This is a genomic window from Stenotrophomonas sp. STEN031, from assembly GCF_056759975.1.
Window position 1 is genome coordinate 1 of record NZ_JBRREA010000012.1, and the last position, 12,728, is coordinate 12,728.

At 65.6% G+C, this 12,728-nt stretch carries 11 protein-coding genes; 5 read left to right on the forward strand and 6 right to left on the reverse strand.

Annotation, left to right across the window (positions count from 1 at the left end):
* Positions 1-98: 98 nt before the first annotated feature.
* Complete coding sequence (recN, locus tag ACVOLQ_RS07690) at positions 99-1,766, reverse strand: DNA repair protein RecN (protein WP_481527600.1); 1,668 nt, start codon at positions 1,764-1,766, stop codon at positions 99-101.
* A gap of 184 nt (positions 1,767-1,950) precedes the next feature.
* Between recN and grpE the strand changes: the two genes are divergently transcribed.
* From grpE to ACVOLQ_RS07715, 5 genes are all read left to right on the forward strand, one after another.
* Positions 1,951-2,466, forward strand: coding sequence for a nucleotide exchange factor GrpE (gene grpE / locus ACVOLQ_RS07695; protein WP_481527601.1), 516 nt, complete (start codon positions 1,951-1,953; stop codon positions 2,464-2,466).
* A 145-nt stretch (positions 2,467-2,611) separates the two neighbouring features.
* Positions 2,612-4,528 (forward strand): molecular chaperone DnaK, encoded by a 1,917-nt coding sequence (gene dnaK, locus ACVOLQ_RS07700; RefSeq protein ID WP_481527602.1) that lies wholly within the window; start codon positions 2,612-2,614, stop codon positions 4,526-4,528.
* A gap of 127 nt (positions 4,529-4,655) precedes the next feature.
* Positions 4,656-5,780: a molecular chaperone DnaJ gene (gene dnaJ, locus ACVOLQ_RS07705; RefSeq protein WP_303746657.1), complete on the forward strand. Its 1,125-nt coding sequence runs from the start codon at positions 4,656-4,658 to the stop codon at positions 5,778-5,780.
* A 226-nt stretch (positions 5,781-6,006) separates the two neighbouring features.
* Positions 6,007-6,915, forward strand: coding sequence for a pyridoxal kinase (gene pdxY / locus ACVOLQ_RS07710; protein ID WP_313169876.1), 909 nt, complete (start codon positions 6,007-6,009; stop codon positions 6,913-6,915).
* Positions 6,912-8,027, forward strand: coding sequence for a prephenate dehydrogenase (locus tag ACVOLQ_RS07715; RefSeq protein WP_481527603.1), 1,116 nt, complete (start codon positions 6,912-6,914; stop codon positions 8,025-8,027). The genes pdxY and ACVOLQ_RS07715 overlap by 4 nt, the downstream gene beginning before the upstream one ends.
* 370 nt (positions 8,028-8,397) lie before the next feature.
* Here ACVOLQ_RS07715 and ACVOLQ_RS07720 read toward each other — a convergent pair whose 3' ends face one another.
* The 5 genes from ACVOLQ_RS07720 to ACVOLQ_RS07740 all read right to left on the reverse strand — a co-directional run bounded on the left by ACVOLQ_RS07720 (position 8,398) and on the right by ACVOLQ_RS07740 (position 12,722).
* On the reverse strand, positions 8,398-8,613 hold the full coding sequence (locus ACVOLQ_RS07720; protein WP_313169880.1) for a hypothetical protein: 216 nt from the start codon (positions 8,611-8,613) through the stop codon (positions 8,398-8,400).
* A gap of 88 nt (positions 8,614-8,701) precedes the next feature.
* Positions 8,702-10,468 carry an ABC transporter transmembrane domain-containing protein gene (locus ACVOLQ_RS07725; protein WP_313492974.1) on the reverse strand — a complete coding sequence of 589 codons (1,767 nt, stop codon included), beginning with the start codon at positions 10,466-10,468 and terminating at the stop codon, positions 8,702-8,704.
* Positions 10,461-11,057: an IMPACT family protein gene (locus ACVOLQ_RS07730; RefSeq protein ID WP_481527604.1), complete on the reverse strand. Its 597-nt coding sequence runs from the start codon at positions 11,055-11,057 to the stop codon at positions 10,461-10,463. Before ACVOLQ_RS07730 ends, ACVOLQ_RS07725 begins: the two co-directional genes overlap by 8 nt.
* A gap of 46 nt (positions 11,058-11,103) precedes the next feature.
* Complete coding sequence (locus ACVOLQ_RS07735; protein WP_481527605.1) at positions 11,104-12,168, reverse strand: hypothetical protein; 1,065 nt, start codon at positions 12,166-12,168, stop codon at positions 11,104-11,106.
* Positions 12,165-12,722, reverse strand: coding sequence for an RNA polymerase sigma factor (locus tag ACVOLQ_RS07740; protein WP_313169887.1), 558 nt, complete (start codon positions 12,720-12,722; stop codon positions 12,165-12,167). Before ACVOLQ_RS07740 ends, ACVOLQ_RS07735 begins: the two co-directional genes overlap by 4 nt.
* Between the last annotated feature and the right edge of the window lie 6 nt (positions 12,723-12,728).

Consider the following 12,728-nt stretch of genomic DNA (forward strand, 5'->3'; position numbering starts at 1 on the left):
CACCCCAACCCCTCTCCCGCAGGGGGGAGAGGGGCTTTAGAGCCAAAGCCAACGCCCAAAGCCCAAAGGCCAAAGCCCAACGCCACCGCAAGACGGAATCAGGCCTCCGTCAGCAGCTTCCGCGCCGCGGCCCGCGCCTCCTTGCTGACCTCGGCCCCGCCCAGCATGCGCGCAAGCTCTTCCTCGCGGCCCTTGGCATCCAGCAGTTCAACCGCGCTCTGGGTCATGCCTTCCACCGGTGCCTTGCTTACCCGGTAGTGGCTGTGCCCCTTGGAAGCGACCTGCGGGAGATGGGTCACGCATAGCACCTGGCGGCGTTCGCCGAGAGCGCGCAGCTTCTTGCCGACAATGTCGGCAATCGCGCCGCCAATGCCCGAATCTACCTCGTCGAAGACCATTGTCGGTACGGCATCCAGGCCCAGCGCGGCCACTTCAATGGCCAGCGAAATGCGCGACAACTCGCCGCCCGAGGCCACCTTGCGCAGGGCCCGCGCCGGCTGGCCAGCATTGGCGGCGACCAGGAACTCGACCCGCTCGGCACCGTTCGGATCCGGGCGCAGCTGCGCCTGCGGTTCCAGTTCGATCAGGAATTGCCCGCCGCCCATGCCCAGCTCGCCGATCAGTGCGGTGGTGGTGTCGGACAGGGAGCTGGCGGCCGCCTGGCGGCTGCTGGAAAGGGTTGCGGCTACGGCTTGCCAGCGCGCGGCAGCCTTGTCGATCTCGCCAGCCAGCTTGACCAGGCGCTCGTCGGCACCGCGCAGCTGCTCCAGCTCGCTTTCCATGCGGTCACGGGTGGCGGCGAGCTCTTCCATTGGCACGCGGTGCTTGCGGGCCAGGTCGTGCAGGCGGCTCAGTCGGCGCTCGATCTCTTCGAAGGCTTCCGGGTCGCTGTCCAGGTCGTCCTGGACCCGATCCAGTTGGGCCAACGCCTCGTGCAATTGGATACCAGCGGCGTCGAGCATGGCATCGACTTCACCCAGGCGGGCGTCGTGCTGGCTGACCCGGCCCAGTTCGTGGCGCACCTGCTGCAGTAAAGACAGCAGCGAAGGGCCGTCTTCATCGCCGTTGAGCAGGCCGCCAGCGCGCTGACAGGCTTCGATCAGGGCGGTGGAATGGGCCTGGCGGCGGTGGCTGGCGCCCAGTGCAGCGATCGCCGCCGGCTCCAGGTCTTCGCGCTGCAGCTCACCGAGCTGGTGCTCAAGAAAGCCGATGCGGTCGGAGACATCGCCTTGCTGGGATAGCGCATCGCGCTCATCCAGCAATGCCTGCCACTGGGTGCTGGCGTTGCGCACGGCGGCGCGTTCGGCCTCGTTGCGGGCGAAGGCATCGAGCAGGGCCAACTGGCTGGGGCGCGACAGTAGCGCTTGTTGGTCGTGCTGGCCGTGGATCTCGACCAGGAAAGCGGCCAATTCGGCCAGCTGCGACACCGGTACCGGGCGGCCATTGATGAAGGCACGGGAGCCGCCGTCTGCCCGGATCACCCGGCGCAGCTGGCATTGTTCCTCGTCGTCAAGCTCGTTGTCGCGCAGCCAGGCGCGCGCCGGGGCATCGTCGTCCAGGCTGAATTCGGCCGACAGCTCGGCACGGGCCGCGCCATGGCGGACCACGCCGGAGTCGGCGCGCAGGCCGGACAGGAAGCCTAAAGCGTCCACCATCAATGACTTGCCGGCACCGGTTTCACCGGAAACAACAGTCATGCCAGGGCCGAACTCCAGTTCGGTGGCGCGGACAACGGCAAAATCCTTGATCGAGAGATGTCTGAGCATGGCGGGCAGGTCTAGGGGCCGCGCAAAACTAGCACGCGTACCGGGCAGGTCAATGTAGGACAGGCGATGGCGGGCCCAGATTAGGAACAATGCGTCTCATGGCGTGAGCCGGAGCCTTGAAACTTTCGGTACAGCCCACATACGGGGCGGGGTAGACGGCAGATCATCCGTCAGGGAACCGGAAATGAACCAAGAGCACACTGAATTCGACCCCGAGAACGCCGCCATGGGCGGTGATGACGCGCAGCACGACCAGATCGAGGCGCTGCGCGCTGAGCTGGAGCAGGTCAAGGCCGAATCGCTGCGCGAGCGCGCCGACCTGGAGAACCAGCGCAAGCGCGTGGCCCGCGACGTCGAGCAGGCCCGCAAGTTCGCCAACGAGAAGCTGCTTGGCGACCTGCTGCCGGTGTTCGACAGCCTTGATGCAGGCTTGGCTGCCGCTGGCAGCGAGCCCAATCCGCTGCGCGAAGGTATGGAACTGACCTACAAGCAGCTGCTCAAGGTGGCGGCTGACAATGGTCTGGCCCTGCTGGACCCGGCCGGCCAGGCCTTCAATCCGGAACATCACCAGGCCATCAGCCAGGTGCCGGCGCCGGCAGGCGTGGCCCCGGGCGCGGTGGTGACGGTGTTCCAGAAGGGCTATCTGCTCAATGAGCGCCTGCTGCGGCCGGCGCTGGTTGTGGTGGCCCAGGCCGACTGATCGGCCGCGCTGGCTGGCCGCTGCCTAAATCAGGCGCGGTCGCCGGCAAACAGTGTTCCGGGGATGACTTGAATGTCATCAGGTCCTTCCCCATATCCCATTCATCCCCGGCGGCTGCCGGCAAACGAATACTCAGGAGTCCCCCATGGGCAAGATCATTGGTATCGACCTCGGCACCACCAACTCGTGCGTGGCGATCATGGACGGCGGCAAGGCCCGCGTCATCGAAAACTCGGAAGGCGACCGCACCACGCCCTCCATCGTCGCCTACACCAAGGACGGCGAAGTGCTGGTGGGTGCCTCGGCCAAGCGTCAGGCCGTCACCAACCCGAAGAACACCTTCTACGCGGTGAAGCGCCTGATCGGCCGCAAGTTCACCGACGCCGAAGTGCAGAAGGACATCGCCCACGTGCCGTACGGCATCTTGGCGCATGACAACGGCGACGCGTGGGTACAGACCAGCGATGCCAAGAAGATGGCACCGCAGGAAATCTCCGCCCGCGTACTGGAAAAGATGAAGAAGACCGCCGAAGACTTCCTCGGTGAAAAGGTCACCGAAGCGGTCATCACCGTGCCGGCTTACTTCAACGACAGCCAGCGCCAGGCCACCAAGGATGCAGGCCGTATTGCTGGCCTGGACGTCAAGCGCATCATCAACGAGCCGACCGCGGCTGCCCTGGCCTATGGCCTGGACAAGGGTGACAACAAGGACCGCAAGATCGTTGTGTACGATCTGGGCGGCGGCACCTTCGACGTGTCGATCATCGAGATCGCCAACGTCGATGGCGAGAAGCAGTTCGAAGTGCTGGCCACCAACGGTGACACCTTCCTGGGCGGCGAAGATTTCGACAATCGCGTCATCGAGTACCTGGTTGAAGAGTTCCAGAAGGACCAGGGCATCGACCTGCGCAAGGATCCGTTGGCCCTGCAGCGCCTGAAGGACGCCGCCGAGCGCGCCAAGATCGAGCTGTCGTCCGCGCAGCAGACCGAAGTGAACCTGCCGTACGTCACTGCAGACGCTTCCGGTCCGAAGCACCTGAACATCAAGCTGACCCGCGCCAAGCTGGAAAGCCTGGTCGAAGAGCTGATCAAGAAGTCGATCGAGCCGTGCCGCGTTGCCTTGAATGACGCCGGCCTGCGTTCGAGCGACATCAGCGAAGTGATCCTGGTCGGCGGCCAGACCCGCATGCCGAAGGTGCAGCAGGCTGTCACCGAGTTCTTCGGCAAGGAACCGCGCAAGGACGTCAACCCGGACGAAGCCGTGGCACTGGGTGCTGCGATCCAGGGCGGCGTGCTGGGCGGCGACGTCAAGGACGTGCTGCTGCTGGACGTGACCCCGCTGTCGCTGGGTATCGAGACCATGGGTGGCGTGTTCACCAAGATCATCGAGAAGAACACCACCATCCCGACCAAGGCCTCGCAGACCTTCTCGACCGCCGAGGACAACCAGTCGGCCGTGACCGTGCACGTGCTGCAGGGTGAGCGCGAGCAGGCCCGTTACAACAAGTCGCTGGCCAAGTTCGACCTGTCCGGCATCGAGCCGGCACCGCGCGGCATGCCGCAGGTCGAGGTGTCCTTCGACATCGACGCCAACGGCATCCTGCACGTGTCGGCCAAGGACAAGAAGACCAACAAGGAACAGAAGGTCGAGATCAAGGCCGGTTCGGGTCTGTCCGAGGAAGAGATCGCACGCATGGTCGCCGACGCGGAAGCCAACCGCGAAGAAGACAAGAAGTTCCAGGAACTGGTCCAGGCCCGCAACCAGGCCGACGGTCTGATCCACGCCACCCGCAGCGCCATCACCGAGCATGGCAGCAAGGTTGGCGGCGACGTGATCGGCAAGGTTGAAGCGGCACTGGCCGATCTGGAAACCGCGATGAAGGGCGACGACAAGGCGCAGATCGAAGCCAAGTCGAAGTCGCTGGAAGAAGCCGGTCAGGCGCTGTTCGCTGCCGCTTCTGCCGGTGAGCAGGGCCCGGCGGCGGGTGCCGATGCTGGCGCCCAGTCCAATGACGACGTGGTGGACGCCGAGTTCACCGAGGTCAAGGACGACAAGAAGTAAGGCCGGGAATGGTGATTGGGGATTCGGGATACGGAACTGCGGTTCCGGGTTCCGGATCCCCTTCCGGCATCTGCAATCCAGCTGCTGTCCTTGACCCCCGACAACCCGATTCCGAAACCATGTGCCAATGAAACGCGATTATTACGAAGTACTGGGCGTAGCCCGCACCGCCACCGATGAAGAGCTGAAGAAGGCCTATCGCCGTTGCGCGATGAAGCACCACCCGGACCGTAATCCGGGCGATGCCGCCGCCGAAGCTGCCTTCAAGGAGTGCAAGGAGGCGTACGAAACCCTGTCCGACGGCAATAAGCGGCGCATGTATGACGCCCACGGCCATGCGGCGTTCGAGCACGGCATGGGCGGTGGCGGTGGTCCGGGTGGTCCGGACATGAACGACATTTTTGGCGACATCTTCGGCAATATCTTTGGCGGAGGTGGCGGCGGTCCGCGCCAGCCGCGTCGCGGTGCCGACATCGGCTACGTGATGGAGCTGGACCTGGAAGAAGCGGTGGCCGGCGTTGAGCGCCGCATCGAGATTCCGACCCTGGCCGAGTGCGGTGATTGCGACGGCAGTGGCTCGGAAGACCGCAAGGTCGAGACCTGCAATGTCTGTGGCGGTCGCGGCCAGGTGCGCGTGCAGCGCGGCATCTTCGCCATGCAGCAGGCCTGCCATAACTGCGACGGTCGCGGTCAGATCATCAGCAAGCCGTGCAAGACCTGCCACGGCAATGGCCGTGTCGAGGAAGACAAGGTGTTGTCGGTCAAGGTGCCGGCAGGCGTTGATACCGGCGACCGCATCCGCCTGCAGGGCGAGGGCGAAGCCGGCCCGGCCGGTGCGCCGGCGGGTGACCTGTATGTGGAAGTGCGCGTGCGCGAGCATGCCATCTTCACCCGCGATGGTGACGACCTGCACTGCGAAGTACCGGTGCGTATCTCGCAGGCCGCGCTGGGCGATGCGATCCGCGTCGCAACCCTGGGCGGCGAAGCGGAAATCCGCATCCCGGCCGAGACCCAGACCGGCAAGCTGTTCCGCCTGCGTGGCAAGGGCGTCAAGTCGGTGCGCAGCCGCACCGAAGGCGACCTGTACTGCCGTGTCGTGGTGGAAACCCCGGTCAACCTGACTGCCGAGCAGCGCAAGTTGCTGGAGCAGTTTGAAGCCACCTTCGTAGGCGAGGAAGCGCGCAAGCACTCGCCGAAGTCGGCGACCTTCATCGACGGCGTAAAGGGTTTCTGGGAACGCATGAAGTCCTGATGCATCACCTGTAGTGCCGAGCCATGCTCGGCATCAGCTCCACCTGTAATGCCGAGCCATGCTCGGCATCAGCTCCCCCTGTAATGCCGAGCCATGCTCGGCAGAGGCGTTCCCGGTAATGCCCCTGCCGAGCATGGCTCGGCACTACCTCGTTATGCCATCTGCTATTGGTTGCGCACGCAAGCGTGTGCACTCGCGCCTCGTCCTGCGGACGTAGAATAGGGCGATGAACGAAGTCGACCATAGCCATCTCGTGCACGGTCGTCGGCAACGCCCGGATGGGCCGTCGCCGGTGGACGTGATCTCCGTGCAATCCCAGCTGGTCTACGGCCATGCCGGCAACAGTGCGGCCGTGCCGCCGCTGCGTGCACTGGGCCTGCGCGTAGCCGAAATTCCCACGACGCTGCTCAGCAACGCGCCGTTCTACGCGACGCTGCGCGGCCGCGTGCTGCCTGCAGACTGGTTCGCGGAACTGTTGCAGGGTGCGACCGAACGGGGCCTGCCGCAACGCGCCGGTGCGTTGGTATCCGGCTACTTCGGCAGCGTCGCCAACGGCGCCGCGTTTGCCGACTGGCTGGATGAGGTGCTGCCGCAATCGCCGAACCTGCGTTACTGCCTGGATCCAGTCATCGGTGACACCCATACCGGCCCTTACGTTGAGCCGGGGCTGGAGACGATCTTCAGCGAACGGCTGTTGCCGCACGCCTGGTTGGTCACGCCCAACGCCTTCGAACTGGGCCGCCTGACCGGCATGCCGGCGCTGGAGCAGGACGACGCCATCGCTGCCTCGCGCAAGCTGCTGGAGCGCGGCCCGGAATGGGTGATCGCGCATTCGGTGTCGGGTGACCCCGGTGAGCTGGTTACGCTGGCGATCGGCCGTGAACAGATCTGGCGCTGGACCTCGCCGCACCTGCCGGTGGACGTGGCCGGCACCGGTGATGTGCTGATGTCGCTGCTGGTGGCGTTCCTGCTCAAGGGCCACAGTTTTGAGGACAGCGTGGGGCGCGCCATTGCCGGCGTGCATGCGGCGCTGGAAGCGACCCTGGCCACCGGCGTGGAGGAATTCGACGTGCTGGCCGCAGCGCCGGCCGCGCTGGGCACGCCGTACCGCTTCCGCGCCGAGCGTCTGGCGTGAGTCTGCGTCCAGTCATCGGCATCGTCGGTAGTGGCGGTGCCTTTGGACGCTGGCTGCGTGGCTTCTTCGAATCGCGCATGGGCTTGCAGGTCATCGGCCACGATCCGGTCGATGCCGGCTCGCAGACCCCGGAGCAATTGCTGGAACAGGCCGATGTGCTGCTGTTTTCGGCGCCGATCCGGCACACGCCCGCATTGATCCGCGAGTACATCAGGCAATCGGCCGGGCGTGAGCGCGGCAAACTGTGGCTGGATGTCACCTCGATCAAAGCGGAGCCGGTGGCGGCGATGCTGGAGTCGCAGGCGTCGGTCGCTGGCCTGCATCCGATGACCGCGCCGCCCAAGGCACCGACCTTGAAGGGCAGGGTGATGGTGGTCTGCGAAGCGCGGCTGGATGCACGTTGGCAGGCGTGGCTGGACGAGCTGTGCATCGCCTTGCAGGCCGAATGCGTGCGCGGGACAGCCGAGCATCACGACCGGGTAATGGCGCTGGTGCAGGCGATGGTGCATGCCACGCATCTGGCTCAGGCCGGTGTGCTGCGCGAATATGCGCCGATGCTGGGCTCGCTGAGCGAATTGATGCCGTATCGCTCGGCTGCATTTGAACTGGATGCGGCGGTGATCTCGCGCATCCTGTCGTTGAACCCGGCGATCTATGAAGACATCCAGTTCGGCAATCCGCATGCCGGCGAAGTACTGGATCAGCTGCTGCAGCAGCTGCAGCAGCTGCGTGGCCTGGTGGGGCAGGGCGATGATGCCGCGCGAGCGCTGTTCCGTAGCCAGTATCTGGCTGACAACAAGGCAGCGGTGGATGAGCAGACCTTGCGCGATGGCAACTACAGCTTCGAGCGGGTGGGTTACCTGCTGGCGGATCTGACTGACCAGAGCGCGATGAGTGTGCATCTGCCGGAGGATCGCGCCGGCTCCTTGCGTGAGCTGCTGCATGTGTTTGAGCGGCATGGCATCAGCCTGGCCTCGATTCATTCCTCGCGCACGCCTGGCGGTGAGGTCCACTTCCGCATGGGCTTTGTGCAGGCCTACGCGGCCGATGTGATTTCAGCGGCCAGCGACGAGATCAACAGCAGTGGCATAGGTCGCGTGCTGGAGCGCTAAGCCTGCAGCAGTATGGAAGCTGTGGGAGCGGCGTAAGCCGCGAAGCTCATGAGCCAACAGCAGCAAGAGCTACTGTATCTGCAACAGCCCAAAAGCCCCCCTCCCCAACCCTCTCCTTTGCTGCGCAAAAGGGAGGGGGCGCAACCTATTGGCGTCTCATTGGCTGCGACTTAATCCACAGCGACGTGTGTGCAAGCATGTGGATAATCACTGACATCCCTTGGGGCACAAGGCTGTCAAGATGGTTGGTGAAAAATTGATCAGCCGCAGGCCGGATGGGCAAAGCGTATTCAGAATTACCCGGCCAGCGAACAGCGGGGCTTCCTGATGCGCGCCGGCAATGCTCACGGCGCGCTGCAGGAGCAGGAAGTCAGGCGCGGTAGGGCTGGTTCATCGACAGACTGACTTCGCCATCGGCACTGAACAGGTTGCTGCCACGACGCAGCAGCGGTCGACCGTCGGCAAGCTCATAGCGGGGCGGCCGGTTCGTCTTGCCGGTCTCGGGGCTGCTGGGTTCATCAAGAAACTCGATGACGATGCAGCTCTCGCCATCGCGCGTGGTTGCTGGAAACTGTCTGAACGCCATTGCTTGCCTCCAGGGCGGTGCCAGTGGCAGGGCTGCCACGCCCTGAGCTTGCCGCCGTGCTTGTTAGCCTTGCGTTACCGCAGCGTTCTCAATCTATGAACTGCAGGCGCGCCAGTTCTGCATACAGGCCGTCCTGTGCCAACAGTTCAGCATGCGTGCCCTGTGCGACGATGCGGCCGTGGTCCATCACCACGATGCGGTCGGCCTTCAATACCGTTGCCAGCCGATGGGCGATCACCAGCGTGGTGCGGCCTGCCATCAACCGCTCCAGTGCCTGCTGCACGGCGCGCTCACTCTGCGCGTCCAGCGCACTGGTTGCTTCGTCCAGCAGCAGCACCGGTGCGTCCTTGAGCAGGGCGCGGGCAATGGCCACGCGCTGCTGCTGGCCGCCGGACAGGCGTGCGCCACGTTCGCCCAGGTCGCTGGCATAGCCTTCCGGCAATTGCATCAGGAAATCGTCGGCCTCGGCCGAGCGCGCGGCGGCGCGAACTTCCTCGTCGCTGGCCTCGAGACGGCCGTAGCGGATGTTGTCGGCGGCGCTGGCGGCAAACAGGGCCGGCTGTTGTGGCACCAGCGCAATGCTCTGGCGCAGCTGTGCCGGATCCAGCTCGCGCAGGTCGACGCCGTCCAGACGCAGATTACCGCTGTCCGGATCATGGAAGCGCAGCAGCAGCGACAGCACGGTGCTTTTGCCGGCGCCCGATGGGCCGACCAGGGCCACGGTTTCGCCCGGCGCCACGGTCAGGCTGAAGTCATCCAGCGCCGGATTATCCGGGCGCTGCGGGTAATGGAACGACACATGCTCGAAGCGGATTTCGCCGCGAACCGGCGAGGGCAGCGATTGCGGCTTTGCGGGTGCGGTGATCTGCGGACTCTCCGCCAGCAGCTCACCAATACGGCCCATGCCGCCGGAGGCGCGCTGCAGTTCGTTCCAGACTTCGGCCAGGGCGCCGACCGAGCCACCGCCGATCAAGGCGTACAGCACGAACTGGCCCAGCGTACCTGCCGTCATGCGGCCGTCGACGACGTCGTGCGCCCCCGACCACAGCACCGCAACGATGGCGCCGAACACCAGCACGATGGCGATGGCGGTGACGAAGGACTGGGTGCGGATGCGGCGCTTCGCGGTGGCCACGGAGACATCCAGTGCGGCCTCGAAGCGGCCGCGTTCGTAGGGTTCGCGCGCATGCGCCTGCACGGTACGCACCGCGCCCAGCGTTTCTGCCGCCAGCGCATTGGCATCGGCGACGCGGTCCTGGCTGGCGCGGGAGATCTTCTGCAGCTGCCGTGCGCCGAGCACGATCGGCAGCACGGCCAACGGGATGCCGATCAACGAGTACACCGCCAGGCGCGGGCTGGTAACGAACAGCATGACCATCGCGCCAACCACGGTAACGCTGCTGCGCAGTGCCACCGACATGGTCGAGCCGATCACACTGCGCAGGAGCTCGCTGTCGGCGGTCAGGCGTGAGACCAGCTCGCCGCTGCGGGTACGGTCGTGGAAGCCGGCGTCCAGGCCGATCAGGTGGGCATAGAGCCTGCCGCGCAGGTCGGCCACGACCTTCTCGCCCAGCAAGGAGACAAAGAAAAAGCGTGCGGCAGTGGCCAGTGCCAGCACAACCGCGACAATGAACAGCAGCATGAAGGCGCGGTTGATCTCGCCGCCGCCGGAGAAGCCATGGTCGATCATCTGTTTGACCGCCATCGGCAGGCTGAGTGTCGCCGTCGATGACACCGCCAATGCGATCAGCCAAGCCGTGAACAGGCCGCTGTGACGGCGAACGAACGGCCACAGGGTTTTCAGGCTGCCAAGTTTCTGCAACTTGCGAGGCTGTGCGGAAGATGTATCAGTCATGGTCGACAGGTTCGCTCAGGCGTAGACGGTCGCGGGTAGCGTCGCGCAGGCGCAGGGCCAGCGCATCGATCTGGTCTGCCGGCAGGCGCACGTGCAGGCGCAGGCCCTCGGGCAGGAAGTGTTCTTCAAGTTTCTCGGCGCCGGCGCTGCCGAGCAGGGTATGCACGATGCCCATGTCCTCGAAGCCGCATTGCAGGATGCGTTCGGTCATGGGCACCAGCGGGAGGCGCTGGGCCAGTCGCAGGCATTCGGCGGCAGTGCCGCCATAGGCACGAACCAGGCCGCCGGCGCCGAGTTTGATGCCGCCATACCAGCGTGTCACCACTACAGCGATGCGGTCATAACCCTGACCGTCTATCGCTGCGAGAATCGGGCGTCCAGCGGTACCTGCCGGCTCGCCGTCGTCACTGGAGCGATAGTCATTGCCGTGCCGGTAGGCCCAGCAGTTGTGGGTGGCGTCGACATCCGATACCGATTGGATGAATGCCAGCGCTGCGGCGGCATCGCTGATCGGCGCTGCCTGGGCAAGGAAGCGACTGTGTTTGATGTCCAGCTGGTGGCTGGTGGGTGCGGCGAGAGTGTCGAGCATTGCGGTCATTCTAGTGGCAGCGCCGCAAAGCTGTAGCGGATGCGGCTCAATCCCTGAGCAGCGGCCGCAGGTCACGCGGAATGCGCGCTTCCGGGTAGTCGTGGGCGAAACGGCGCAGGCTTGCCTTTGCACCCTCCAGGTCGCCGGCCTGTTCGCGCTCGCGGATACGCTTGATCCACTGATGGCGCGACAGCATGGCATCGGCCTCGATGTCCGGGGTGCTGTCGGCAGCGATGGTCGCTGCGCGTTGGCGGCGTGCCTCCGCCGCCTTGCTGACTGTCTTGGCGCCAGCATGCGGAATCGGAGCGGCGCCAGTAGGTGCTGGCCGGCGGGATGCAGCACGTGCGGGAGCGGGTGCCGTTTCGCTCAGATAGACGTTGTCCTGTGAGGCGTCGGCGGAGCTGGCCTGTTCGGCTTGAACAGGTGCAGCCATCGGTGCCGGAGCCATCACGGGCGCTGGAGGGGCAGGCGGGGCGGGCGGGACAATGACCGGTGCAGCGGAGAAGGCGCGGGGCGATTGCCCTGTATTGCCGGTGGCGGGCTGCTCGATGCCGATGGCTTTGTCCTTGTGCGCAGCATGTGGCTGCGCGGCGCCAGCGCTGGACGCCTTCGCGTTGACGCCGGATCGGTCCTGCGGCAAAGCCGCCGCCGCGGCGGCATCCTCGGCAGCTTGGGCCGGGGCTGGGCTTGCAGGTGCCGCCGCGACCTCGGCAGCGGCAATGTCAGCGGCCATTGGTTCCGTCGCGGGCGCGGACATATCGGCGTGTTGCATCGCCGGTTGCGGCGGTGTCAGCGGGCGCAGGTGCCAGGCCAGGCCTACCACCAATACCAGTGACGCGGCCACGGCCAGTGAAGAGACCAGCCCGCGCCGACGACCCCAGCCGCGGCGCTGCGATACGGATGGCTGGCTGGCGGAAGCCGTGGTGCGCTGCTGGGTCTTGGTGTCTGCTTGGAGTTGTTCTGACTGAGGCTGCGTCTGCGGCTTGGCGCGGGCCAAGTCCATGATCCGCGCATCGAGCTGCGCGCTGGGGGTGGCCGCGCCGGCGCCGGGACGGCCGAGCAGGCGGGCCAGCTCGCGCTCTTCGGGGGTCAGCATGTCGGGGATGTTCATTCGCTCAACCTCGCGCGCAGCTTGTCCATCGCATAGCGCAGCCGCGATTTGACGGTTTCCCGGCCAACGCCGGTGATCTGCCCGATCTCCTCCAGGCTGAGTTCCTGTTCCAGTCGCAGGATCACGACTTCCTGTTGTTCGGGTGGCAGCTCGGCCAAGGCCTGGCGCAGCTGCAGGCGCTGGGCGTGTTCGTCGGCCAGCAACTCGGGAGTGCAATTGTCGGCCAGGCGTGCGGTGCGCTCGTCGGCATCTTCGGGTGCTGCAGGGCGATGACGGGCGGCGCGCCAGTGGTCGTTCAGGCGGTTGTGGGCGATCCGGAACAGCCAGGTGGCGAAGGCCGCATCGGGCTTCCAGCCGGCGCGGGCGTTGATCATCTTCTGCCAGACGTCCTGGAACAGCTCCTCGGCCAACGGCCGGTCACGCAGCTGGCCGAGCAGATAGTGGAACAGCCGCGCGCGGTGCCGGGCATAGAGCTCGGAGAACGCATCGCTGTCACCGTCGGCATAGGCCAACATCAGCACTTCATCGGTAGGGGTCTGGACAGCGGTATCCACCCGGCA

Bases quoted from the DNA above. Each gene is read 5' to 3' on its own strand.
- pdxY (WP_313169876.1), top strand. From the start codon at position 6,007: ATGAACGAAGTCGACCATAGCCATCTCGTGCACGGTCGTCGGCAACGC.
- ACVOLQ_RS07730 (WP_481527604.1), bottom strand. From the start codon at position 11,057: ATGCTCGACACTCTCGCCGCACCCACCAGCCACCAGCTGGACATCAAA.
- ACVOLQ_RS07725 (WP_313492974.1), bottom strand. From the start codon at position 10,468: ATGACTGATACATCTTCCGCACAGCCTCGCAAGTTGCAGAAACTTGGC.
- dnaK (WP_481527602.1), top strand. From the start codon at position 2,612: ATGGGCAAGATCATTGGTATCGACCTCGGCACCACCAACTCGTGCGTG.
- dnaJ (WP_303746657.1), top strand. From the start codon at position 4,656: ATGAAACGCGATTATTACGAAGTACTGGGCGTAGCCCGCACCGCCACC.
- ACVOLQ_RS07720 (WP_313169880.1), bottom strand. From the start codon at position 8,613: ATGGCGTTCAGACAGTTTCCAGCAACCACGCGCGATGGCGAGAGCTGC.
- ACVOLQ_RS07735 (WP_481527605.1), bottom strand. From the start codon at position 12,168: ATGAACATCCCCGACATGCTGACCCCCGAAGAGCGCGAGCTGGCCCGC.
- recN (WP_481527600.1), bottom strand. From the start codon at position 1,766: ATGCTCAGACATCTCTCGATCAAGGATTTTGCCGTTGTCCGCGCCACC.
- grpE (WP_481527601.1), top strand. From the start codon at position 1,951: ATGAACCAAGAGCACACTGAATTCGACCCCGAGAACGCCGCCATGGGC.